Raw genomic sequence first — 24,393 nt, forward strand, 5'->3', positions numbered from 1 at the left:
CTGCAAAGTCGGCACCATACGGGGCCAACGTAATCCAGCAGGAGCAGGACGCATGGCAGTTGTGATTGACGGAAAGGCAAAGGCGGCTTCGGTAACGGAGGCGGTCCGCAAATCGGCAGAAACGCTTGAGGCGGAACAGGGTGTGAAGCCCGGTCTCGCGGTTGTCATCGTCGGCAACGATCCGGCCAGCCACGCTTACGTGAATTCCAAAAGCAAGACAGCCAAGCAATGCGGCTTCAATTCCGTTCAGCACACGCTGCCGGAAGAAACAACTCAAGATCAGCTTCTGAAGTTGGTCGGCGAACTGAACGCCGATGCCTCCATCCACGGCATTCTGGTACAGCTTCCTTTGCCGAAACACTTCAATTCCGATGAGATCATCCAGTCGATCCTGCCCGAGAAGGATGTGGATGGCCTGAGCGTGCTGAACGCCGGCAAGCTGGCGACCGGCGATCTCGCAACCGGCCTCATCTCCTGCACGCCAGCCGGCGCCATGCTTCTGGTGCGCAGCATTCACGGCGAAGATCTTTCCGGCCTGAACGCCGTGGTCATCGGCCGCTCCAACCTCTTCGGCAAGCCGATGGGCCAGCTTCTCCTGAATGCCAATGCCACGGTGACGATGGCGCATTCGCGCACCAAGGATCTCGCCACCGTCTGCAAGACGGCCGATATTCTCGTGGCGGCGGTGGGTCGCGCGGCAATGGTGAAGGGCGATTGGGTAAAGCCCGGCGCCACCGTCATCGATGTCGGCATCAACCGCATTCCCGCTCCGGAAAAGGGTGAAGGCAAATCGAAGTTGGTCGGTGACGTCGCCTATGATGAGGCAAGCGCAGTCGCTGCTGCCATCACCCCCGTTCCGGGCGGCGTAGGCCCGATGACGATTGCCATGTTGATGGCCAACACCGTCATCGCCGCCTATCGCGCGCTTGGAAAGACCGCACCGAAGTTCTGAAATCGGTAGTTACTCTTTCGGAGCCGGTCCTGTGGAGGCGCGGACGACAAGTTCCGCCTTCCAGAGCTCCTGATGAGGTTCGGTCTGGTTAAGCTTGATCCGGTTGATCAGGCGCTGCCCGACACGCACCCCCGCCGCCCGCAGGGATGAGCGGGTGGTGGTGAGAGGCACCGAGAAATTGTCGGGCTTCAACAGCGGCAACACATCGTCATGGGCAATCAGCGAAATATCCTTGCCCGGTTTCAAGCCGCGCTGGTTGAGCGAGCGGATCACGCCGAGTGCCAATGCGGTACTGGCGCATACAATGGCGGTTGGTCTTTCCGGCTGTGACAACAGCGCTTCCATGCCGAGATAACCCTCCTCGTCGGTCATGCTGCTGTGTCTTGTGTGTTCGGGGCGCAATGTCAGCCCATTTGCCGTCAGCGCCTTTTCCACCCCGAGACAGCGGCGGAAGGTGAAGTCGTAGCCCTCCGGCCCGTTCAGAAGCCCGATCCGCTTGTGGCCAAGCTGAAGCAGCAGCTGGGTCGCATCGCGAAATGCGGCCTCATTGTCCACGTCGAGAAAGGGATAATCCTCTTCCACGCCGATGGAGCGGCCATGGACGAGGAAGGGCAGGGAAAGCGATTGCATCATGGCGATGCGGGCGTCGTTCTTCTTCATATAGGCGAGGTAGATGCCATCGACGCTGCCGCTCGCCGCCAGCCCCCGCAGGGCTTCCCGTTCCTTTTCCGGCTCAGTGGGCGTGATGACGAGGTGAAATCCGCTGCGAGCCGCTTCTTCGCCTAGACCGCTCAGGAATTCGCCGAAATGCACATCCGAGCGGTGGTGCTCGCCAACCGGCATGACCAGTCCGATGGAGCCGACCTTGCCGGTCGCCAACCGTTGCGCCGCGGCATTCGGGCGATATCCGGTCTTTTCGGCGGCTTCCATGACGCGGCGGCGCGTCTCTGCGCTCACCTCGGGATATCCGTTGAGCGCTCTGCTGACGGTTGTCTGAGAAATCCCCAGCAGTTGCGACAACTGTTTCAGGTTCATGTTTGTTTTTCCTCCATGCGCGCGCATCGGAAATGGCAAAAGCCTCTCCTCTAACTCCCAAAGCGCTTTAGTTTTTTACCAGTCCCTGCCGGTTTTCTCAATCGAAAACGATAGCCGCCTTTCTAAGTAAGTATGACTATTCATACGACAATGCGGCATGTCCAGCGAAAGAGCCTCTTGACTCCTTCTCAATGACAATGAGATGAATAGGCAGCCAAAGCGCTTTGATTTATGGGAGATGCTTTGAGCCTTTTATGTGATGGGAGGTAAATCACATGCAGAAGACCTTTTTGGCGACGGCGGCTTCTATAGTGCTGCTGTCGGGTTCGGCCTTTGCCGCCGATCTGAAATTCGCGCCCGGTCAGGATGCCAAGTTCAACTGGAAAAGCTACGAAGACTTCAAGGCGGCCCATGCCGATCTGAAAGGTCAGACGCTGACGATTTTCGGGCCCTGGCGCGGTGAGGACGAGGCGCTGTTCCAGACGGTGCTGGCCTATTTCTCCGACGCGACCGGCGTGAACGTCCGCTATTCCTCCTCGGAAAACTACGAACAGCAGATCGTCATCGACACGCAGGCGGGTTCTCCGCCCAACATCGCCATCCTGCCGCAGCCCGGTCTTCTGGCTGATCTCGCCGCCAAGGGTTTTCTGGTTCCGCTCGGCGATGAGACCGCAAACTGGGTCAAGGACAATTACGGCGCTGGCCAGTCCTGGGTTGATCTCGGCAGCTACAAGGGCAAGGACGGCAACAAGGCTTACTTTGCATTTCCCTTCAAGGCCGACGTGAAGTCGCTCGTCTGGTACGTACCTGAGAACTTCGAGGAAGCGGGCTATAAAGTGCCCGAGAGCATGGAAGACCTGTTCAAGCTGACGGACCAGATCGTTGCCGATGGCGGCACACCCTGGTGCATCGGCCTCGGTTCCGGCGGTGCGACCGGCTGGCCGGCAACGGACTGGGTGGAAGACCTGATGCTGCGCACGCAGCCGCTCGACGTCTATCAGAAATGGACGACGAACGAGGTGAAGTTCACCGATCCGGCCGTAGTTGCGGCAATCAATGAATTCGGCAAATTCGCCAAGAACGAAAAATATGTCAGCGGCGGCGTTGCGGCTGTGGCCTCCACCGACTTCCGCGACAGCCCGAAGGGTCTCTTCGACATTCCGCCGAAGTGCTACCTCCACCATCAAGCCTCCTTCGTGCCGTCCTTCTTCCCTGATGGTACCAAGGTCGGAACGGATGTGGATTTCTTCTATATGCCGACCTATGCCGCAAAACCTGAACTCGGCAAGCCGGTTCTGGGCGCCGGCACGCTCGTCACCATCACCAAGGAAGCGCCCGCCGCCAAGGCTTTCGTCGACTTCCTGAAAACCCCGATTGCCCACGAAGTCTGGATGGCACAGTCCAGCTTCCTGACGCCGTATAAGGGTGTGAATGTCGATACCTATGCCAATGAGCAGATGAAGCGCCAGGGTGAAATCCTCACCTCCGCAACCACCTTCGGCTTTGACGGTTCCGACCTGATGCCGGGCAAGATCGGCGCGGGTGCATTCTGGACCGGCATGATCGATTTCGTCGGCGGCAAGTCGGCCGATCAGGTCGCTGCCGATATCCAGAAGGCCTGGGACGGCCTGAAGTAACCTCAACAGAGCTTGGCCCGGCGGTGATGCCGCCGGGCCTTTGCCAACGAACGGCCGTCGATCGCATAAAATCAGCGCGGCGCGGAGAGGATCAAGGGAGGGAACATGGCTCAACAACTCGTTTCTGCCATCGGCGTCATGGTGGCCGGCGTTTTTGCCTGCGCTGCCTATTATTGGCTATCCGACAAACTGTTGCAGGTAATCTTTCCCGTCCGCTCGGGAGACGTGTTGCAGGCATCCCGCAACCTCAACCGCCGCGCGTCGGTCAGGCCCTGGCTGTTCATCGGCCCCGCTCTTCTCCTTCTTCTCGTCTATCTGGTCTATCCCGTCATCGCGACGCTCATCCTCTCGTTCTATGACCGGACCGGCGCCGAATTCGTAGGTCTTGCCAATTATCGCTGGGCATTTTTCGATGCCGGCTTCAGGCAATCGATCTTCAACAACATCCTCTGGCTGGCCGTGGTGCCGGCCGCCTGCACCTTCTTCGGCCTCGTTATTGCCGTCATGACCGACCGCATCTGGTGGGGCAACATCGCCAAATCCATCGTCTTCATGCCGATGGCTATCTCCTTCGTCGGTGCCTCCGTCATCTGGAAATTCATTTACGAGTATCGCGCCGAAGGTCAGGTGCAGATCGGTCTCCTCAACGCCGTCGTCGAGTTTTTCGGCGGCAGCCCGGAGGTGTGGATTTCCATGCCCTTCTGGAACAACTTTTTCCTGATGGTCATCCTCATCTGGATTCAGACCGGCTTTGCCATGGTCATCCTGTCGGCAGCGCTGCGCGGCATTCCGGAAGAGACAATCGAAGCGGCCGTCATTGATGGCGCCAATGGCTGGCAGATCTTCTGGAAGATCATGGTCCCGCAAATCTGGGGCACCATCGCCGTCGTCTGGACGACGATCACCATTCTCGTTCTCAAGGTTTTCGACATCGTGCTGACCATGACCAACGGTCAGTGGAACACCATGGTTCTCGCCAACCTCATGTTCGACTGGATGTTCCGCGGCGGTGGTGACAGTGGCCGAAGTGCGGTCATAGCGCTCGTCATCATGGCGGCCGTCACCCCGATCATGGTCTGGAACATCCGCCAGGCGAACCGTGAGATGGAGGGCCGCTGAGATGGATATCGTAAAACGTCTGCGCCGCGTCGGCCTGCCGCGCCTCATCGTCCATGCCAGCGTGCTGGTCGTCGTGCTTCTCTGGCTTCTGCCCACACTCGGTATTCTCGTAAGTTCCCTGCGCGACAAGGACCAGATCACCGTGTCGGGCTGGTGGACGGCCTTTTCCAGTTCCGAGCAGACCGCGGCGGTTCGCCTTGCCGACGCTGCCGTGCAGAAGCAGGACGGGAACCGCTACGTCATATCAGGTAATGTTTTTGAAACCGGACAGGGGGGCAAGGTTGCAGCCTTCGGCGTTCGCGTGCAGGAGCCGACGGCCTTCAAAGCCGGTGAAGCGGCAGATATCGGCGACGGGGAAACGCTGCTCGTCAACACCGATGGCACCTACGAATACAGCAAGGCCTCAAGCTTCGAGGGCTCTCGCGGCAAGCGCGTCTATATTTCCGTCGCGACACCGCCGGTCTTCACACTCGACAATTATCGAACCGTCCTGACCTCGGAAGGCATCGGCCAGTCCTTCGTCAACTCGCTGACAGTCGCCGTGCCGGCAACCGTCATTCCGATCCTCATCGCCGCCTTTGCCGCCTATGCGCTGTCATGGATGAGCTTTTCCGGCCGCAATTTTCTGATTGCGATGGTGGTGGGCCTGATCGTCGTACCGTTGCAGATGTCGCTGATACCGCTCCTGAAACTCTACAACGAAATCGGCAATATCTTCGGCGTTCCGTCCAAGACCTATGCCGGCATCTGGCTGGCGCACACCGCCTTCGGTCTGCCGCTCGCCATCTACCTGTTGCGCAACTACATTTCCGGCCTGCCGAAAGAGATCATCGAAAGTGCGCGTGTCGACGGCGCGAGCGATTTCGAAATCTTCGTCAAGATCATCCTGCCGCTGTCCTTCCCGGCGCTCGCCTCCTTCGCCATCTTCCAGTTCCTGTGGACCTGGAACGACCTGCTCGTCGCCATGGTCTTCCTCGGCACGCAGAAGGATGAGCTGGTGCTGACCGGAGCGCTAAACGCGCTGCTCGGTTCGCGCGGCGGCAACTGGGAAATCCTCACCGCCTCGGCCTTCGTTACCATTGTCGTGCCGCTTGGCGTCTTCTTTGCCCTTCAACGTTATCTCGTGCGTGGCCTGCTCTCAGGCTCCGTCAAGGGAGGCTGATTATCCATGAACGCCCATACCAGACAGGATGAGACTATGACCGCTCCGGTGACTTCCGCTTTGACGCCCAACAAGGATTGGTGGCGCGGCGCCGTGATCTATCAGATCTACCCGCGCTCCTATCAGGACTCCAATGGCGACGGCATCGGCGATCTCAAGGGCATCACCGACCGGTTGGCGCATATTGCCGGTCTCGGTGCCGACGCAATCTGGATTTCGCCCTTCTTCACCTCGCCAATGAAGGATTTCGGTTACGACGTCTCGAATTATGTCGATGTTGATCCGATGTTCGGCACGCTTGCCGATTTCGACGGGTTGATTGCAGAAGCGCATCGTCTGGGCATCCGCGTCATGATCGACCTCGTCATGTCGCACACGTCTGACCAGCATCCGTGGTTCGTGGAAAGCCGCGCCAGCCGCAACAATCCGAAATCGGACTGGTATGTCTGGTCGGACAGCAAGCCGGATGGCACGCCGCCCAACAACTGGCTGTCGATCTTCGGCGGCTCCGGCTGGCAGTGGGACCCCACCCGCATGCAATATTATATGCACAACTTCCTGACCTCGCAGCCGGATCTCAACCTGCATAATCCGGAAGTGCAGGAAGAACTGCTCAATATCACCCGCTTCTGGCTGAAGCGCGGCGTCGATGGTTTCCGCCTCGATACCATCAACTTCTATTTCCATGATCTGGAATTGCGCGACAACCCGGCGCTGGCGCCGGAGCGCCGCAACGCCTCTACGGCACCTGCGGTCAATCCCTACAATTTCCAGGAACATCTCTACGACAAGAACCGCCCCGAAAACATCGCCTTCCTGAAACGCTTCCGCGCCGTGCTGGACGAGTTTCCGGATATCGCCGCCGTTGGTGAAGTGGGCGACAGCCAGCGCGGACTCGAAATCGTCGGTGAATACACCTCCGGCGACGACAAGATGCAGATGTGTTACGCCTTCGAATTCCTGGCGCCGGATGCGCTCACGCCGCAGCGTGTTGCCGATGTGCAGGCGGATTTTGCCAGGGCGGCGCCGGAAGGCTGGGCCTGCTGGGCTTTCTCCAACCACGATGTCGTTCGCCATGTCAGCCGCTGGGGCGAGCATGTCGAGGATAAGGATGCTTTCGCCAAGGTGCTCTCGGCGTTGTTGATGACGCAGCGCGGCTCCGTCTGCATCTATGAGGGTGAAGAGCTGGGCCTTACGGAAGCCGATATTGCTTTTGAGGATTTGCAGGACCCCTACGGCATTCAGTTCTGGCCGGAATTCAAGGGCCGCGACGGTTGCCGCACACCGATGGTGTGGGATGCGGGCCATGCGCAGGCCGGCTTCTCGACCTCGGACAAAACCTGGCTGCCCATTCCGGCCGAACACAAGCAGCGCGCCGTCAGCGCCCAGCAGGGCAATGAGGCATCCGTGCTGGAGCATTACCGCCGCTTCCTTTCCTTCCGCAAAAAGCATCCCGCTTTTGCCAAGGGCGGCATCGAATTCCAGCCAGTGGAGGGCGATGTGCTGAGCTACACCCGCACGCTCGGCAACGAAACCGTTCTGTGCCTCTTCAATCTGTCCGCGACGTCAGCAAAGGCGACGCTGCCGGAAGGGAACTGGGAGGTTCTCGAAGGCCACGGCTTTGCAAGCGGTGTGGACGGCAGAAGCGTAGAACTTCCGGCATGGGGCGCTTTCTTCGCCCGTTACGCCTGATAGAGCAGGGAGGAACAACCCATGACAAGTCTCGTTCTCAAGGATATCCGCAAATCATACGGGCAGGTAAAAGTCCTGCACGGCATCGATCTGGAGATCGAACAGGGCGAATTCATCGTTTTCGTCGGGCCGTCCGGCTGCGGGAAATCGACGTTGCTGCGCATGATTGCGGGTCTGGAGGAAATCACCGGCGGCGAAATGTTCATCGACGGCCAGCTGGTCAATGAAATCCCGCCCTCGCGTCGCGGCATTGCCATGGTGTTCCAGTCCTATGCGCTTTATCCGCATATGACTGTTTACGACAACATGGCCTTCGGCATGAAGATCGCCAAGGAAAACAAGCAGGAGATCGACCGCCGCGTCCGCGCCGCTGCCGAAATCCTGCAGCTGACGCAATATCTGGAGCGTTTGCCCAAGGCTCTTTCTGGTGGCCAGCGCCAGCGCGTCGCCATCGGCCGTGCCATTTGCCGCAATCCCAAGGTGTTCCTGTTCGACGAACCCCTGTCGAACCTCGATGCCGCGCTGCGCGTCGCAACCCGCATCGAGATCGCCAAGCTCAATGAGCAGATGGCAGACACGACGATGATCTACGTCACCCACGATCAGGTGGAGGCGATGACGTTGGCCGACCGTATCGTCGTTTTGAATGCGGGTCGTGTGGAACAGGTCGGCCCGCCGCTGGAACTTTACGAAAACCCCGCCAACCTCTTCGTGGCGCGGTTCATCGGCTCGCCCGCCATGAACATCATTGCGGCAAAAATTGCCGTAACCGGAGAGCAGACTTCGATCGAACTTGCCGGAGGCAAGACGCTGAACATCGTCGTTCCCACGCCTGCAACCGAGCAGGGCAAGGCCGCGAGCTTCGGTGTCCGGCCGGAGGATTTGAGCATCGTCACCGGCGACGATTATCTTTTCGAGGGAAAAGTCGCGATCGTCGAGGCTCTCGGTGAAGTGACCCTGCTTTATCTCGAAGCGCCCAAGGGGCAGGAGCCGATCATCGTCAAGGTGCCGGGCATCGTATCCGTCGCCAAGGGTCAGACCCTGCGTTTTGCGGCACCGCAGGCAAAGCTCCATCTCTTTGATGCCGAGGGCAAGAACTACCGCAGATAGTTGCGGAAACAATGGCCGTGAGCTTCAGGAAACATGCCCCGGAACGTCCCGTTCCGGGGTTTTTTCATGATATTTTGCCGCTGTGGAAAAATGCCAAAAATGTTCCGTCTTCGGTCTGTTTAAGGTGACGCTGATATGAATTGTTAAAGACTACGTTTTAATCTTGGAGACGTTGAAAGAGCATGGAGGTCAGGGCGTGCAGAGCAGTGCGGGTGTTATCAAGAACAGTTACCTGACCAAGGAAGAATCCTTCATGTACGACCGCGAAGGCCGGTTTCGCATGGAAGACACCATGAATGCGGCGCGCATCGAATATACCGAGAAGGCCGTCATGCATATGGCCGCTCGCCGTTGCGACGTCATTCGCATTTCCCAGACCGAGGCCGTGCTGGCGCTGCTGACGAAATACAATCTTCCGAACCAGTTCTATCTGGATATTCCCGACGCCCGCATCACCAAGATCGGTTGCGTTATGTTGCGCGTCAACGCCAACAACACCATCCACGTCCGTTTTCTGCGCATGTTGACGCAAAAGGAACTCGACCGCATTTTCGTGTTCAGCACGCATCCGGCGCACAAGGACCGGAAGCTCGATATCCGGTCTTTCTAAGGGGCTGGAGAATCTCCGGCTTCAGGAAAGCCCACCCAGAACCGTCTGCTTCAGCTTCACATCCGGCACTTCCGCAAAGGCAAGATCGCTGCGGCCGAAATAGGATTTCTGGTTGGTGGCGGACCAGTCGTTGCAGACCAGTTTGTATCGCTCTCTCGCGACCGGTTTTTCCGGCATGGCGTAGAGATAATCGCCGGTGCGGTCAGCAAGCGGAATGTCGCCGTCCTGGTTGCAGCGCTTGAGGATTTGCGCAAGCGCTTCGCCATCCACTTCCGTTACCATCAGCTTGCCGTCGAAACGCAGAGAGGCGTTGAAATCGTAGCGGCGGATATCACCCTTTGGCAAACCAGCGCCGAAGGAGGTGTGGCCGATGAAGCCGACATCCGCGCCGGTTTTTGCGGCGATCAGTTGCGCCACACGGCGTCCTGCCTCGTCAACTGTCATCGCCTTTTCCGTTTTGCCAACAACCGCCTTTTCGTCTGCCGTCAGATGTTTGTCGAGCGTCTGTTCGATCAGGCCTTTGAGCGCCGGGGAGGAGGGGGCGTCGCTGTCGATGGCGACGGTCTCGATCGTCGGCGCCTTGCCAGCAGCTTCGATCGTCGCAATGGCCATGGAGGTGCACCATGAACCCGTGTGTACATAGCGCGTCGCACCCTGTTCATGCACGAAGTTCAGGTGATCGTGGCCGCCGACCAGCAGGGTGCCATCGGGCAGCAATGGCAGGATATCGCGGTCGGCAACAACACCGGCGTGGCTGAGAACGATGTTGATCGCCTCCGGCTTGACGATTGCCGGCAGATTCGCCTTGGCCCATTCCACAGGCTGCGGAATATCCAGCATCTCACGCGTCGCCTTCGGATAGGTATTGATCGCGTTGGTGGCAAGGCCCGCAACGACGACCGGCCGTCCGCCCACACTCACCTCCGCACTGGCCGGTGCATAGGGTGCGCCGCTGCGCTTGTCGATGATGTTGGACAGCACGTTGATGCCGAGCGCGCGGGCACGATTGACGAAATTGGCGAGGTCGTTATCGATATCCGGTTCATGGTTGCCGATATTGATGACGGTGGGCGCGAGCCTGGCGAGCGCCGAGAGGAACGTCCACTCGATTTCGCCGGACGACCGTGTCGCCACCGCATTGCCGGTTTCGAACATGTCGCCGTTCAGAAGAATAATGTGGGGTGCCTTGTCAGCCGCGATGCGCATTTCTATGGCTGCTAGGAGCTGCCCGATGCGCTCATAGGCCGAATGCAGGTCGGAAATCACGATTGCACGCAGGGCCACATCCTGCGCCTCCGCCGGCGTTGCCACCACCATCAGCGGCAGTATGGCGGTGCCAGCCATAAGCTTCAGCACGTCACGGCGTTTGCTTGAGAAAATCGTCATGTCTGGCCCCATCATCTTGAAATGCGTCATCGTCCCGCGGCTGGCTGAGAAGCCCCTATAGGGCGATCATCACAGCCGCATGACAAGTTTGGCGTTTAAGAGACGGGAAATAAAGCGGTTTCAGCGCGGGTTGTGCAGGTCATGCCAAGAGGGTGCGGAGGCGAGGCCGAATCCGGCCTTCGCCTCCGGACGATCAATGGAACAGAACGCTGGCGCCCTGGTCTGCAGGGCCGACATTACGGCGGAACGGGGCGAAAAGTTCGCGGCCCATGCCCCATTCGTTGGCGGAAAGGTCGGCGCGCGCCGGTTCGCGCTTTGCCAGTTCTGCGGCTGGAACAAGCACTTCAAGCGTTCCGGAAATGGCGTCGAGACGGATGATGTCGCCATCGCGGATGAGCGAGATCGGGCCGCATTCGGAAGCTTCCGGCGTGACATGGATGGCGGCCGGCACCTTGCCGGAAGCGCCGGACATGCGTCCGTCCGTTACCAGCGCCACCTTGAAGCCGCGATCCTGCAGTACGCCAAGTGGCGGTGTCAGGCGGTGCAGTTCCGGCATGCCGTTGGCCATCGGACCCTGGAAGCGGACGACAGCGATGAAATCGCGGTTGAGCTTGCCGTCCTTGAAGGCATCCTGAAGCTCCTGCTGGTCGTTAAAGACGATCGCGGGCGCTTCGATGATATGGCGTTCGGGCTTGACGGCGGAGATCTTGATGACCGATTTGCCGAGATTGCCGGTCAGCATTTTCAGACCGCCGGTCGGCTGGAACGGCGTTTCAATGCTGGCGAGAACCTTCGGGTCGTGGCTCTGCTCGGGAGAAGGCTCGCGGGTCACTGCGCCGTTTTCGTCAAGCTTTGCATCCACGGTGTAGGCTTCGAGCCCCTGTCCGAAGACGGTGCGGACATCGTCATGCACGAAGCCCTGTTTCAAAAGCTGCTTGATGAGGAAGCCCATGCCGCCTGCGGCGTGGAAATGGTTCACATCCGCAAGACCGTTGGGATAAACGCGGGCGAGCAGCGGCACGGTATCCGACAGATCGGAAATATCCTGCCAGGTGAGGATGATGCCGGCTGCGCGCGCCATGGCGATCAGATGCATGGTGTGGTTGGTCGAGCCGCCCGTCGCGTGCAGGCCAACGACGCCGTTGACGATCGAGCGCTCATCGATCATTTCGCCGGCGGGCGTGAACTCGTTGCCCTGCGCGGTGATGGCGAGCGCCCGCTTGGCGGCCTCGCGTGTCAGCGCGTCGCGCAGCGGCGTGCCGGGATTGATGAAGGAAGAGCCGGGCATGTGGAAACCCATGATCTCCATCAGCATCTGGTTGGAATTTGCCGTGCCGTAGAAAGTGCAGGTGCCGGGACCATGATAGGATTTGGACTCCGCCTCCAGCAGCTCGGCGCGCCCAACCTTGCCCTCTGCATAAAGCTGGCGAATGCGGGATTTCTCGTCGTTCGGCAGGCCGGTGGTCATAGGCCCGGCGGGGATGAAGATGGAGGGCAGGTGACCGAAGGAAAGCGCTGCGATGACGAGGCCGGGAACGATCTTGTCGCAGACACCGAGATAGACGGCGGCGTCGAACATGTTATGCGACAGGCCGATGCCGGCAGCCATGGCGATGGCATCACGGGAGAATAGCGAGAGCTCCATGCCCGGCTGGCCCTGGGTTACGCCGTCACACATGGCAGGCACGGCACCCGCGACCTGCGCCACGCCGCCGGCTTGCGCTGCGGCCTCGCGGATAATTGCCGGAAAGGTCTCGTAGGGCTGGTGCGCCGACAGCATGTCGTTATAGGCGGTGATGATGCCGAGATTACCAACCCGGTCGCCGGCAAGGAGGTCCTTGTCGGCGGGGGAACAGACAGCAAATCCATGCGCGAGGTTACCGCAGGAGAGAGTGGAGCGATGAACGCCCTTCGAAACCTGCAGCCGCAGCCGCTCTAGATAGGTCTCGCGGTAAGGCTTGGAGCGTTCGACGATGCGGGCGGTAATGGCCTGAATGCGGGAATCGGCGGACATGAGCGTTCATCCTGTTCGTTGGTCGAGAACCGGTGTTCCGGGAGATGAAGGACCGGTTATCGTGTTTTCGTCTTGTGTCGTCGGGCGCTGTCGCGGTGCCGCTTGCGCGGCAACCGCATCCAGTTATGGCGCCCAGTAAATATCCACGGCGGTTTCTGCCCGGTTCAGCACGGCGCGGATCGGCATTTCGTCCTCATCCTCGCCCGACTGTGCTTTTTCAAGCGTAGCCTTTTTTGCTGCACCTTCGATGTGGAGCACCAGAAAACCTGCATCGTGAAGGCTGGAGAAGTTGAACGTCAACCGTTCTTCCCCCGCGGTTTCCGCCGCCATGGTCAAAACGCCGCGCGGTTCGTCAAGGTCGAGCGCTTCGTAGAGATTGTCGCCACCGGGAAAGAACGATGCCGTATGCCCATCCGTTCCCATGCCCAGCACGACGACATCGAAAGGATCGCAGATCGCTTCGGTCTTGACGGTCGCAAGCGTCGCTGCATCCTCAGGCGAGGCCGCGGGCTGGAACAGCGGCACGAAATAGGCCGCCTTCGCCTTGTCCTGCAACAGGTTCTCGCTGACCAGCCGGTGGTTCGAGCGCTCGCTTTCTGGCGGCACGAACCGTTCGTCCACCAGCGTCACGCTGATGTTGCTCCAGTCGAGATCATGATGGGAAAGCGCCTGGAAGAACAGCTTGGGCGTTGAACCGCCCGAAACGGCAATGCTTGCCGTTCCGTATTCTTTCGTTGCCGCGTCTAGACGCGCGGCAACATCCGCCGCCAGGGTTTTCGCCAGTTCAGCGGCTGTGTCGAAGACATGGATTGTTTCGCTCATACCCGCGCCCTCAGTCAGCGTCGTGCCAGGTGCGGCCGTCGCGCTCGATCAGTGCGATCGAGCCGCTCGGACCCCAGGTTCCGGCAGTATAACCCTGTACGCCCTGTCCCAGCTCTTCCCAGCTCTTGAGGATCGGATCGACCCAGTCCCATGCCGCTTCCACTTCGTCGCGGCGCATGAACAGTGTCTGGTTGGAGCGTATGGTATCCATCAAAAGCCGCTCATAGGCATCGGGGCTGCGCACATTGAAGGCTTCGGCAAAGCTCATGTCCAGCGAGACCTGACGCAGACGCATGCCGCCCGGGCCGGGATCCTTGATGAGCAGCGACTGCTTGACGCCTTCGTCCGGTTGAAGGCGAATGACCAGCTTGTTGGCTTCGATCTTGCCGGCCGCATCGTCGAAGATCGAATGCGGGATCTGCTTGAACGTGACGACGATTTCCGAAACGCGGGTCGCAAGGCGTTTTCCCGTGCGAATGTAGAAAGGAACGCCGGCCCAGCGCCAGTTGGCGATTTCGGCCTTGATGGCGACGAAGGTTTCCGTGTTGGAAACGCCGCCCTCCAGCTCCTCCAGATAACCTTTCACCGGGCCGCCTGCGGAAGCGCCGGCGCGGTACTGGCCGCGAACCGTCAGCTTTTCAACATTGCTGGTGTTGATCGGCTTCAGCGAGCGCAGGACCTTGAGCTTTTCGTCACGCACGGCTTCCGCGTTCATGGAAGCGGGCGGCTCCATGGCAACGAGGCAAAGCAATTGCAGAATGTGGTTCTGCACCATGTCGCGCAACGCACCGGCCGTATCGTAATATCCGGCGCGACCCTCAAGGCCGACAGCTTCTGCGACCGTGATCTGCACGTGGTCGATATGGGCGGAATTCCAAAGAGGCTCGTAAAGCGCGTTGGCAAAACGCAGTGCCATCAGGTTCTGCACCGTCTCCTTGCCGAGATAGTGGTCGATGCGGAAGATCTGTTCTTCCTTGAAGACATGGCCGATGGTGTCGTTGAGTTCCTGCGCCGAGGCAAGGTCGCGGCCGATCGGCTTTTCAACGACGATGCGGGTCGAGCGGGTGATAAGCTTGTGTTCGCGGATCTTGTCGGCGATATCGCCGAAAATGCCGGGCGCAACAGCGAGATAGAAGGCGCGTATGCGCTCCTTGCCCTCATCGAGCAGCTTCTTCAACACGTCCCATCCGTTGCCGGATTTTGCGTCGACGGGAACGTAGAAAAGCCGGTTGAGGAACAGCGCAACCTGCGCATCATCATATTCGCCCGCCTTCAGATGCTCCTTCAGCGCGTCTTGCGCGAATTTGCGATATTCCTCATGGCTCATGACCGAACGCGACGCGCCGATGATGCGGGTCGGCTCCGTGAACTGGCCTTCGACCTGACGGTGATAAAGGGCCGGCAAAAGCTTGCGCTCTGCCAAATCGCCTGTGCCGCCGAAAACGACACAATCAAAAGCTTCAACAGGAATGATCTGACTGCTCATATCGATACTCTCGATCTTCAAGGGTTGAGGCATCCATAATCTAATCGATTTAAAAATGCCAGTCTCAGTTATGTGAAATTATGAATTTTGGTTTCACGGGTCGAAAACCCGTACCGATTGTCATTGAGTGATGGCGGCTAGAAAGCAGGGTTCTTGAACAAGCCTTTGGCCGGCGGCGGAACGGAAAAAAAGAAAAAAACGACGATTGCTGCGATTTTCCCCATCCATGATCGCGGTGATGGCTCATCGACCTTGTGCGAGGCATCTATGCTGTCCAGCAGCAGTCTTGCCTCATGCCGCTGCCACTCCGGCACCCGGATTTCCATGCCTCCGAAAGCGACCGTCAAATGCCAGTTCACGGAAACGATATGGGCCGAGGGCACGGTGGTGTGGATGCCATAGGCGCGCAGAAACGAACACGTCACGGCGGTTTCCGCCATCCCGTAACCGGTCGCAATCGTTACAAGCCTGTCGCTAGGTCTTTCCATAAGATCTCCAGAGGTGGGCGGATTTCCTAAAACCTGTCTCGCAACGCGTACCATGAGAGCGCCAGGAAAAGCAGCGGCGCCCGCAGCGATGCACCGCCGGGGAACGACGGAACCTTCAACCGCGCGAATGGCGCCAGCATATCCTGTCTGCCGAGAACGAGATCGGCATAGAGCTTGCCGCAATAGTTCGACAGCATAACCCCGTGTCCGGAATAACCGCCGATGGAGGTGACCCCTGGCATGACTTCCCGCACGAACACCCGCCTTGGCAGGGTGATGCCGACGGAGCCGCCCCAGGAATGGGTGATCTCGACATTTCCGAGTTCGGGATAGATTTCCGCGATCTGCCGGCGAATATGGCTGGAAATGTCGCGCGGCGTATCGGCCGTATAGGCCTCGCGCCCGCCGAACAGCAGCCGGTTGTCGACCGTCTTGCGGAAATAGCGCACCACGAAACGGGAATCGGCCACGGCTTCCTTGCCGGGAATAATGTCGGGATAAGCGTCAAGCGGTGCGGTCGCGCCGATGAAGGAGCGGATGGGCATGATATGGGCCGCCGTCACCGGTTCCAGATTGCCGATATAGGCATTGGTCGCAATCAGCACCCGCGTTGCGGTCAGCGTGCCGGAGGGCGTTTCGATGATGGTCTTGCCGCCCGCCTGGCGTATGGATTTTGCGGGCGTCATTTCATGGATGCCGGCGCCCGCCTCTTTTGCGGCTTTCGCAAGCCCGACCAGCAGCTTCAGCGGATGGATATGGCCGGTGCCGGTATCGCGTGTGCCGCCGAAATAATGGCTGGAGCCGACACGTCTGCGTGCGTCCGCCCGCTCCATGTAGGAAATATGCGGATAGCCGTAGCGATTGTTCATCGCATCGACGCTTTTGCGGTAATCGTCTTCGTAAGCAGCCTTGTGCGCAACATAGAGCTGCCCCGGCAGATACTCCATGTCGATGCCTTGATCGCGGGCGAAGTTGAGGACGTAGTGCTTGGCATCCTCGGCGATATCGAACAGTACCTTGGACTGCTCGAAGCCGATCTCGTCTTCCATCTCGTCGGGAAACGAGCGCTGCCCGGTGCCAAATTGCCCGCCGTTGCGGCCGGACGCGCCGTCGCCGAAACGATGCGCCTCGATCAAGGCGACGGAGACACCGTTGGCGGCAAGATTAAAGGCGGCCTGAAGCCCGGTATAGCCACCGCCGACGACCGCGACGTCCACTGCTTTCGACCCGTCGAGCGCCGGATATTGCGGCCGCTCCTGGGCGCTTGCCTGATACCAGGAAATCCCCGGCGCTATCGGGCTTTGCCACGTCATGCTTCAGACCTCACACGTTGAGAAGCAGGAATTCCCGCTCCCATGGGCTGATGACCTGCATGAATGTCTCGAATTCCCCGCGCTTCAGGCCCGCATAAAGGCCGACGAATTCATGGCCGAACACCCGCTCGAACTGTTCTTCGCCTTCCAGCAGCGCCACGGCTTCCAGCAGCCCGCGCGGCAGGTCGATGGAGCCTTCATTGGCCGTATCGGCGGTCGGTTCGGTCGGCTCGATATTGTTGACGATGCCGAGCCAGCCGCAGGCAAGCGAAGCGGCGAGCGCGAGATAGGGATTGGCATCCGAACTCGGCAGGCGGTTTTCGACACGCCTTGCCTGCGGGCTGGAAATCGGCACGCGGAAAGCCGTCGTGCGATTGTCGTAACCCCAGGCATTGTTGACCGGGCAAGCCATGTCAGGTGTCAGGCGGCGATAGGAATTCACGTAAGGAGCAAGCATCACCAGCGCGTTCGGAACATAACGCTGCATGCCGCCGACGAAGGCGAAGAACTCCTTGGAAGGGCCACCGTCCTTGTTGGAGAAGATATTGCGGCCGCTGTCGATCTCCACCACCGACTGATGGATATGCATGGCCGAACCCGGCTGACCCTGCATGGGCTTGGCCATGAAGGTGGCGTAGATGCCATGCTTCAATGCTGCTTCACGGATCGTGCGCTTGAACAGGAACACCTGGTCGGCAAGTTCGATTGGATCGCCATGGCGCAGGTTGATTTCCAGCTGGGCCGGGCCTTCCTCATGGATAAGGGTATCGATCTCGAGGCCCTGTTTTTCGGAGAAGTGATAGATATCGTCGATCAGTTCGTCGAACTCGTTGATGCCGGCGATGGAATAGCTCTGCCCACCGACGATGGAGCGTCCTGAGCGGCCCTTCGGCGGATGCAGCGGATAGTCAGGGTCGTCATTCATGGCGACGAGGTAGAATTCGATTTCCGGCGCGACGACCGGCTTCCAGCCTTTTTCCGTATAAAGCGAAAGCACGTTTTTCAGCACGTTGCGCGGCGTATAGGGAACGAAATTACCCTCGGCATCCACGACATCGCAGATCACCTGCGCGGTCGGGTCGCTTTCCCATGGCACCACGGACAGCGTGGAAAGATCAGGCACAAGCTTCAGGTCGCTGTCGCGCGGCTCATAGCGGAAGTTTGCCGTCTCATCCGGATATTCGCCCGAGATCGTGTGGCGATAGAGGGCGGAGGGCAGGGCAAGCGAGGTGTCGCCCGTAAATTTCGCCGTCGGCATCATCTTGCCACGCGCAACCCCGGCAAGATCGGGTGTTATGCATTCAATATCCTCAATACCGCGCGCCCTCAACCATTGCGAGGCTTCGCGCCAGGAGGAAACGCCACGGGTAGAGGAAAGGTCGAGGGGAGGTTTCTTTGCCATGGTTGCCTGTTTCTTCGGGCGGAGCATGGTTTTCTTCGGGGGCATGTATCACCGGGTCTGTGTTTCGACTGGCGCCATCATAACCGGAGTTTGGCAATTGGCGAGGGGGAAAGCGCGATTGACAACGGGCGACACTTCGAAAAGAGGAAAGGGAGAAGCAAACGGAAAACAACTATGGCAGACAAATGTGACGTGTTGATTTTGGGGGCGGGGGCTGCCGGCATGATGTGCGCCATCCGTGCCGGCCAGCGCGGCCGCTCCGTCATCATCCTCGACCATGCCAAGGCGCCGGGCGAGAAAATCCGCATCTCCGGCGGCGGCCGCTGCAATTTCACCAACATCCACGCCGGGCCGAAGAACTATCTCTCCGCCAACCCGCATTTCGCCAAATCCGCACTTGCCCGTTACACGCCGCGCGATTTCATCGCTCTGGTCGAAAAACATCGTATCGCCTGGCATGAAAAGACGCTTGGGCAGCTGTTCTGCGACGATAGCGCCAAGGACATCATCCGCATGCTGCTTGGCGAAATGCAGGCTGCAAAGGTGAAATTGAGGCTCGAAACCGCCGTTTCTGATGTCGCCCATGATGGCGGCCGGTTTCGCGTGATGACCTCCGGCGGCGTCATCGAGGCGGAAAGCCTTGTGATCGCAACGGGCGGCAAGTCGATCCCGAAAATGGGTGCGACGGGTTTTGCCTACCAGATCGCCGAGCAATTCGGCCTGTCGCTCATCGAGACGCGCCCCGGCCTCGTGCCGCTGACGCTTGATCCTGCGGCACTGGAAAGGCTGAGCCCCCTTGCCGGTGTTGCCGTGCCAGCCGAAATTTCCCATGGCAAAACGGCTTTCAACGAGGCACTGCTGTTTACCCATCGGGGCCTGAGCGGCCCGTCGATCCTGCAAATCTCCTCCTATTGGCGGGAGGGCGATACGATCCGCCTGAAACTTGAGCCTGCGCGCGATATCGTCGCCTTGCTAAAGGAAGCGAAACAGAAGAACGGCCGCCAGTCGGCCCAGACCGCTCTTGCGGAAATCCTGCCGAAACGGCTGGCGCAGCATGTCGTCGAAAAATCGGGGCTGACCGGCAACCTTGCCGATATGTCAGACAAGGCTCTGGCGACCCTGGCAAATGAGGTGCAGGACTGGCAGATCAAGCCAGCCGGTTCCGAGGGATATCGCACGGCGGAAGTCACGCTTGGCGGCGTGGATACGACCGGCCTCGATTCCCGCAGCATGGCAGCGAAAACCGTGGCGGGCCTCTATTTCATCGGCGAATGTGTTGACGTGACCGGCTGGCTGGGCGGCTATAATTTCCAGTGGGCCTGGGCCTCCGGTCAGGCAGCAGGTGAATTCGCCTGAAACCGCTCGTATTAACACCTTGTTAATGGGCACGGAGTCATCCTGACAGAATGCCAGCAAAGCCGGATCGCGTTGTGGTTCCGCTGTACATGATGTCATGCTGGAGGCTCTTAACAGGGCATGGGTCGGTTGAGTTTTTCGTCAGGAGCCCGCGCATGAACAGATCCGCACATCGCCGCCCTCGCGCCATTGCCATCGCCCGCGCCGAAAGCGAGGGCAGGCAGTTGGCCTTTCGCCTGACTGCAATCGCAGCCGGTGCCGTGGCTGCCCTGATCGCCCTTTTTTATTAAGGTCAGGCTCTTCGCTTTCGCACTTGCAGCAATCGCGGTAAACAGCCGCCACGGCCAGGATGCCTCGGCCATATCGGCATAGAATTTCTCTTCCTGCCGGATGGCTTCCCGCCGCGTGCGCGGCGTCTGGTTTTCGATGATGGCCAATGCTGAATAAAATACGTGCATGTCACTCTCCATGTTGCGGAGGGCCATGATGCACGCCGTTTTTTGTTTTATCTGCGCAAGAAAATGCGCTACGTTTTTCATAAATGAAAAACGTCACTTGGGATTCATACCAACTTTTCCTCGATGTGTCACGCAGCGGCGGCCTGACGGGTGCTGCGGCGCTGACGGGTTTGAGCCCTGCGACTATCGGGCGACGCATGGTCGAACTGGAGGAGCGTATCGGCAAGGCGCTGTTCCAGCGCAGCCAGACGGGATACGCGTTGACACCGGATGGCCGCGCGCTGTTTGACCGCCTTCAGGCGATGGAAAACGCGGCAAAGGATATCGAGGGATGGCAGAAGGCGTCATCAGCCTCTTCCGTCGTACGTGTCGCCGTCGGTACCTGGAATGCCTGGCTGCTGACCGGGAACTTTTCCGCCATCTGCACGGATCGCGATGATTTCCGCATCGATCTTTTCATCGCCGAACAGAGGGCGTCTTTGGCGCACCGTGAAAACGACATCGGCATTCGCGCTTTCGAGCCCGAGGAACGCAACCTCGCTGCCATCAAGACGGGGGAGGTGGCCTATGCGCCCTACAGGTTGCGCAACGCCGCCAGCTCCGTTTCAGACCGGTGGTTGGCGGTGGCGGAAGAAAACGCCATTTCCGCCTACCTGCGCTGGCCGCATGAAAACCATGGTAGTGAGATCGTGGTGACGGTTAGCAGGCCAACGGCGCTGCTTGATCTGGTATTATCAGGGGCAGGGGTCGCCGTGCTTCCCTGTTTTGTAGGCGATGCCGATGCGCGGCTGATGCGTGAGGGTGACGAAATCGAAGCGCTTCGTCACAATCAGTGGATCGTCATGAACAATGACGATCGCCACCGCCGCGATATACGTACGGTGGCGGACCGGATGACGCGTCTCATCAAGCGACATTCCGATTTGTACGCCGGACGAAAAAGCCGTCCGGCATGAGCGGTGTCACGCCGCAGCACTTCCCTGCGCGACGATGACCGGGATCAGGAGATCGCCCCAGTTGCCGCCCCCGCCGTGATGGCGGGCTGAGCGGACGAGTTCAACGGAAACACCGGCCTCAACTGCCTTCATGACGGCCTGGTTGAGGCGGTGCAGATCGTTGGCCAGCATGCGGATGGCGACCTGTTGATCCTGCGTCATGGCGGAGGACTGCTCCTCGGCGCGTTCCTTGACGTGGGTCTTGATGGGGTTATGGGCATTCATGGCATTTCTCCTCTCTTTATTGGTTGGGGTTCTTGATGCGATTTGCAAGCCCTTCCCGTTCAAGGGAAGGGCAGTTTTCCAGTTTATTCCGCCGCCGGGCGGAACTGGTCGTGCTCGGTGGATTCCTTCATGGCGGTGGTCGAAGACGTGCCGCCCGAGATTGCCAGCGACACGGCGTCGAAGTAGCCGGTGCCGACTTCGCGCTGGTGTTTGGTGGCGGTGTAGCCGTTAACCTCGGCCGCGAATTCCGCTTCCTGAAGCTCGGAATAGGCCGCCATCTGCCGCTCCTTGTAGCCGCGCGCCAGTTCGAACATGCCGTAATTCAGCTGGTGGAAGCCGGCCAGCGTGATGAACTGGAACTTGTAGCCCATCGCCCCGAGTTCGCGCTGGAACTTGGCAATCGTCGCGTCGTCGAGGTGCTTTTTCCAGTTGAACGACGGCGAGCAATTGTAAGCGAGCTTCTTGCCGGGGTGCACCTTGTGCACGCCCTCGGCAAACCTGCGCGCCTGCTCGAGATCTGGCTTGGAGGTCTCGCACCAGATCAGATCGCAATAGGGCGCATAGGCCACCGCACGGGCGATGCAGGGTTCAAGACCGTTCTTCACCTGATAGAAGCCCTCGACGGTGCGGCCGGCATCGTAATCAACGAAGGGCTGGTCGCGCTCGTCAATATCAGAGGTCAAAAGCTTGGCTGCCTCCGCATCGGTGCGGGCGATGACCAGCGTCGGCACGCCCATGACGTCGGCTGCAAGTCGTGCCGCCGTCAGGTTGCGAATATGCGCCGCCGTGGGGATCAGAACCTTCCCCCCGAGATGGCCGCACTTCTTTTCAGATGCCAGCTGGTCTTCATAGTGAACACCGGCTGCACCGGCCTCGATGAATGCCTTCATGATCTCGAAGGCGTTGAGCGGTCCCCCGAACCCGGCTTCCGCATCGGCAACGATCGGCGCGAACCACGTGTCGACCGAAAGGCCCTTGCCCTCTGCCGTCTCGATCTGGTCTGCCCGTTGCAAGGTGCGGTTGATGCGCTTTGCAAGCTCTGGCGCCGCATTGGCGGGGTAGAGCGATTGGTCCGGATACATGGCGGAGGCAGTGTTGGCATCTGCCGCAACCTGCCAGCCGGAAAGATAGATCGCCTTCAGCCCGGCGCGAACCATCTGCATGGCCTGGTTGCCGGAAAGCGCGCCGAGCGCATTGATGAAATTCTCTTCGTTGATCAGCTTCCACAGCCGGTTGGCACCCATCTCGGCGAGCGAATGGCGGATTTCAACGGAGCCGCGCAGCCGCTCCACGTCGGCGGCGGTATAAGTGCGCTCAATGCCGTCGAAGCGTCCCTGCGGTGCGCCCGGAACAAGTTTGTAAAAATCCGTCATACTTCTCTCTCCCATGACAAATGCAGTTTCAGAAACGTGCTGTCTTCAACTGTGTGAAGCGCCGTTCGATGTGACTACATTTACATTTTCATGAGTTTGAGCGCCAGAACAAACATAAAAACAGTGACTTGAAAGAGGTTATGCTGTAGTGTGCATGACAGGGTGGAGCTGTAAAATTGTAAATTTTGTAAAAGCCTCATGCCCGGCGATTTTGTAACAGACCTGTATGAGTCTTTCGATGTGAGGTTGAGGCTGTGTCGGAAAACAAGATTTTTGCTGGCCCGCGCGTACGTCGTATTCGCAACGGTCTGGCGCTGACGCAGACGGCCATGGCCGAGGCGCTGGCGATCTCGCCTTCCTACCTCAATCTCATCGAGCGCAATCAGCGGCCGCTGACCGTGCAGCTGCTCTTGAAGCTCGCTTCAGTCTACAAGGTGGATCTGGACGACCTGCAAGGCGAGAGTGCCGGTTCCGCCGGGCAATTGCGCGAGGTCTTCGCCGATCCGCTCTTGGTGGGCGAGGTGCCGTCGCCGCAGGAGCTGATCGAGGTGGCAGATGCCGCGCCCAATGCGGCAAGTGGCGTCGTCAAGCTGTATAGGGCGTATCGGGAACAGGCGCAGCGCCTTTCCGACCTCTCGGATCTTCTGGCGCGCGAAGGACATGAGACGGCGCTTTCCTCCACCCGCCTGCCGATAGACGAGGTGCGGCACGTCTTTGAAAACCGGCCGGCCTATGTCCATTCCATCGATGCGGCGGCAGAAGAACTCCACAAGCAATTGTCGGCGGGCGAAGATCTCGCCGCGGGCCTTCGCGCATGGCTTCAGAAAAACCACGGTATCGTGGTCAGAACTCTGCCGGTCCATGCCATGCCCAATCTGCGGCGGCGTTATGACCGCCATTCCATGCGGCTGTTTTTGTCCGAGCGCCTGTCGCAGCCGGATCAGCTCAGGGAAATGGCGATGGAAACCTGTCTTCTGGCGCTTCGAGAGGAGATTGGCGCTGAGCTGGAGACGCTTGGCCTGAAGGGGGAGGAGGCACGGCGCATCGCCCGCTTCGAGCTGGCGCGTTATGCCGCCCATGCCCTGATGATGCCCTATGGTGCGTTTTTGAGTGCCGCCCAGCGCGCGAAATACGATCTCGATGTCCTGCGATCACGCTTCAATGTGTCGTTCGAGCAGGCCGCCAACAGGCTCGTCAGCCTACAAAGGCCGACGGCTGCGGCAATCCCGTTCTTTTTGATGGAGACTGACAATGCCGGCAACCGTTTCCGTCTTGCGGGCGCCGGTGGTTTCCCGAGGGCACGGTTTGGCGGCCTCTGTCCGCGTCTTAATATCCACGCAGCTTTTGCCCAGCCGGGGCAGGTGCTGGTGGAGCCGGTGGAGATGCCTGACGGTGACGCCTTCCTGACTGTGTCGCGCACGCTTGAAGGCCCGCAGGCCGGTTTCGGCGAAAGGGTGCGGCGAACGGCCGTGCTTCTGGGCTGCGATCTCGCCCAGGCCGGGGAGACGGTTTATGGAGCTGCCGGCGCAGGTGGGCCGACCATTGCCATTGGTCCCTCGTGCCGGCTGTGTGAAAGGCAGGGCTGTCTGTCGCGGGCGGAGGCCCCGCTGACGAGGCCGCTCGGCCTGGACGAAATGGTGACCGGTCTTAGTGTTTTCGACTTCCAGTAGAGGTTTCGCATCACTTTTTTTCCGGTGGAACACATTCGGTTGAAAATGCTGTGCTGCACATTTCCCGCTTGCTCCCTTTTGTTTTCCT

The 24,393-nt window shown here is 59.5% G+C and carries 21 protein-coding genes; 10 read left to right on the top strand and 11 right to left on the bottom strand.

The genetic code is table 11. The features are described from left to right. Positions 1 to 52 precede the first annotated feature (52 nt). The gene (gene folD, locus GH784_RS20845; RefSeq protein ID WP_038489842.1) at positions 53 to 952 is read left to right on the top strand and encodes a bifunctional methylenetetrahydrofolate dehydrogenase/methenyltetrahydrofolate cyclohydrolase FolD; all 900 of its coding nucleotides are present in this window, start codon (positions 53 to 55) and stop codon (positions 950 to 952) included. A 9-nt stretch (positions 953 to 961) separates the two neighbouring features. On the opposite strand, the gene GH784_RS20850 is transcribed toward folD, so the two are convergent. Continuing rightward, on the bottom strand, positions 962 to 1,987 hold the full coding sequence (locus GH784_RS20850; RefSeq protein WP_013635488.1) for a LacI family DNA-binding transcriptional regulator: 1,026 nt from the start codon (positions 1,985 to 1,987) through the stop codon (positions 962 to 964). 275 nt (positions 1,988 to 2,262) lie between these two features. Here GH784_RS20850 and GH784_RS20855 point away from each other — a divergent pair, with 275 nt between their 5' ends. From GH784_RS20855 to GH784_RS20880, 6 genes are all read left to right on the top strand, one after another. Next, on the top strand, positions 2,263 to 3,624 hold the full coding sequence (locus GH784_RS20855; RefSeq protein WP_019564294.1) for an ABC transporter substrate-binding protein: 1,362 nt from the start codon (positions 2,263 to 2,265) through the stop codon (positions 3,622 to 3,624). A gap of 105 nt (positions 3,625 to 3,729) precedes the next feature. Further along, entirely contained in the window at positions 3,730 to 4,743 is a 1,014-nt protein-coding gene (locus tag GH784_RS20860; RefSeq protein ID WP_003515131.1) for a carbohydrate ABC transporter permease, read from the top strand. 1 nt (position 4,744) lies between these two features. Then, a complete protein-coding gene (locus tag GH784_RS20865; RefSeq protein WP_065703830.1) occupies positions 4,745 to 5,905 on the top strand; it encodes a carbohydrate ABC transporter permease in 1,161 nt (386 codons plus the stop codon). A 36-nt stretch (positions 5,906 to 5,941) separates the two neighbouring features. Next, a complete protein-coding gene (gene bglA / locus GH784_RS20870) occupies positions 5,942 to 7,597 on the top strand; it encodes a beta-galactosidase BglA (protein ID WP_065703832.1) in 1,656 nt (551 codons plus the stop codon). Between the two features lie 21 nt (positions 7,598 to 7,618). After that, positions 7,619 to 8,707 (top strand): ABC transporter ATP-binding protein, encoded by a 1,089-nt coding sequence (locus GH784_RS20875; protein ID WP_065703834.1) that lies wholly within the window; start codon positions 7,619 to 7,621, stop codon positions 8,705 to 8,707. A gap of 253 nt (positions 8,708 to 8,960) precedes the next feature. Then, positions 8,961 to 9,317: a hypothetical protein gene (locus GH784_RS20880; protein ID WP_034501827.1), complete on the top strand. Its 357-nt coding sequence runs from the start codon at positions 8,961 to 8,963 to the stop codon at positions 9,315 to 9,317. Positions 9,318 to 9,338: 21 nt separating this feature from the next. On the opposite strand, the gene GH784_RS20885 is transcribed toward GH784_RS20880, so the two are convergent. The 7 genes from GH784_RS20885 to GH784_RS20915 all read right to left on the bottom strand — a co-directional run bounded on the left by GH784_RS20885 (position 9,339) and on the right by GH784_RS20915 (position 18,273). Further along, positions 9,339 to 10,703, bottom strand: coding sequence for a metallophosphoesterase (locus tag GH784_RS20885; RefSeq protein ID WP_065703919.1), 1,365 nt, complete (start codon positions 10,701 to 10,703; stop codon positions 9,339 to 9,341). 193 nt (positions 10,704 to 10,896) lie between these two features. After that, the gene (gene edd, locus GH784_RS20890) at positions 10,897 to 12,717 is read right to left on the bottom strand and encodes a phosphogluconate dehydratase (RefSeq protein ID WP_065703836.1); all 1,821 of its coding nucleotides are present in this window, start codon (positions 12,715 to 12,717) and stop codon (positions 10,897 to 10,899) included. Between the two features lie 123 nt (positions 12,718 to 12,840). Then, entirely contained in the window at positions 12,841 to 13,539 is a 699-nt protein-coding gene (gene pgl, locus GH784_RS20895; RefSeq protein ID WP_003515141.1) for a 6-phosphogluconolactonase, read from the bottom strand. A gap of 10 nt (positions 13,540 to 13,549) precedes the next feature. After that, a complete protein-coding gene (zwf, locus tag GH784_RS20900; RefSeq protein WP_003515142.1) occupies positions 13,550 to 15,025 on the bottom strand; it encodes a glucose-6-phosphate dehydrogenase in 1,476 nt (491 codons plus the stop codon). Positions 15,026 to 15,162: 137 nt separating this feature from the next. Beyond that, positions 15,163 to 15,513, bottom strand: a complete 351-nt coding sequence (locus GH784_RS20905) for a hypothetical protein (RefSeq protein ID WP_013635497.1) — start codon at positions 15,511 to 15,513, stop codon at positions 15,163 to 15,165. A gap of 26 nt (positions 15,514 to 15,539) precedes the next feature. After that, the gene (locus GH784_RS20910) at positions 15,540 to 16,826 is read right to left on the bottom strand and encodes an NAD(P)/FAD-dependent oxidoreductase (RefSeq protein ID WP_065703838.1); all 1,287 of its coding nucleotides are present in this window, start codon (positions 16,824 to 16,826) and stop codon (positions 15,540 to 15,542) included. 10 nt (positions 16,827 to 16,836) lie between these two features. After that, positions 16,837 to 18,273 (bottom strand): glutamine synthetase family protein, encoded by a 1,437-nt coding sequence (locus tag GH784_RS20915; protein ID WP_013635499.1) that lies wholly within the window; start codon positions 18,271 to 18,273, stop codon positions 16,837 to 16,839. A gap of 129 nt (positions 18,274 to 18,402) precedes the next feature. Between GH784_RS20915 and GH784_RS20920 the strand changes: the two genes are divergently transcribed. Beyond that, positions 18,403 to 19,584, top strand: a complete 1,182-nt coding sequence (locus GH784_RS20920) for a BaiN/RdsA family NAD(P)/FAD-dependent oxidoreductase (RefSeq protein ID WP_065703841.1) — start codon at positions 18,403 to 18,405, stop codon at positions 19,582 to 19,584. A gap of 110 nt (positions 19,585 to 19,694) precedes the next feature. Here GH784_RS20920 and GH784_RS20925 read toward each other — a convergent pair whose 3' ends face one another. Beyond that, the gene (locus tag GH784_RS20925; protein ID WP_065703920.1) at positions 19,695 to 20,042 is read right to left on the bottom strand and encodes a hypothetical protein; all 348 of its coding nucleotides are present in this window, start codon (positions 20,040 to 20,042) and stop codon (positions 19,695 to 19,697) included. An 83-nt stretch (positions 20,043 to 20,125) separates the two neighbouring features. Between GH784_RS20925 and GH784_RS20930 the strand changes: the two genes are divergently transcribed. Next, a complete protein-coding gene (locus GH784_RS20930; RefSeq protein ID WP_065703843.1) occupies positions 20,126 to 20,998 on the top strand; it encodes a LysR family transcriptional regulator in 873 nt (290 codons plus the stop codon). 6 nt (positions 20,999 to 21,004) lie between these two features. Here the strand turns inward: GH784_RS20930 and GH784_RS20935 are convergent, their stop codons facing one another. Together GH784_RS20935 and aceA are read right to left on the bottom strand one after the other, a co-directional pair. Next, positions 21,005 to 21,262, bottom strand: coding sequence for an SMc00767 family acetate metabolism repressor (locus tag GH784_RS20935; protein WP_003515151.1), 258 nt, complete (start codon positions 21,260 to 21,262; stop codon positions 21,005 to 21,007). Positions 21,263 to 21,345: 83 nt separating this feature from the next. Further along, the gene (gene aceA, locus GH784_RS20940) at positions 21,346 to 22,635 is read right to left on the bottom strand and encodes an isocitrate lyase (protein WP_013635503.1); all 1,290 of its coding nucleotides are present in this window, start codon (positions 22,633 to 22,635) and stop codon (positions 21,346 to 21,348) included. A 254-nt stretch (positions 22,636 to 22,889) separates the two neighbouring features. On the opposite strand from aceA, the gene GH784_RS20945 reads away from it, so the two are divergent. Continuing rightward, complete coding sequence (locus tag GH784_RS20945; RefSeq protein WP_003515152.1) at positions 22,890 to 24,305, top strand: helix-turn-helix domain-containing protein; 1,416 nt, start codon at positions 22,890 to 22,892, stop codon at positions 24,303 to 24,305. The last annotated feature ends 88 nt before the right edge of the window (positions 24,306 to 24,393 follow it).

Source organism: Agrobacterium tumefaciens (assembly GCF_009649785.1).
In the GTDB taxonomy this organism is placed as follows: domain Bacteria; phylum Pseudomonadota; class Alphaproteobacteria; order Rhizobiales; family Rhizobiaceae; genus Agrobacterium; species Agrobacterium tumefaciens.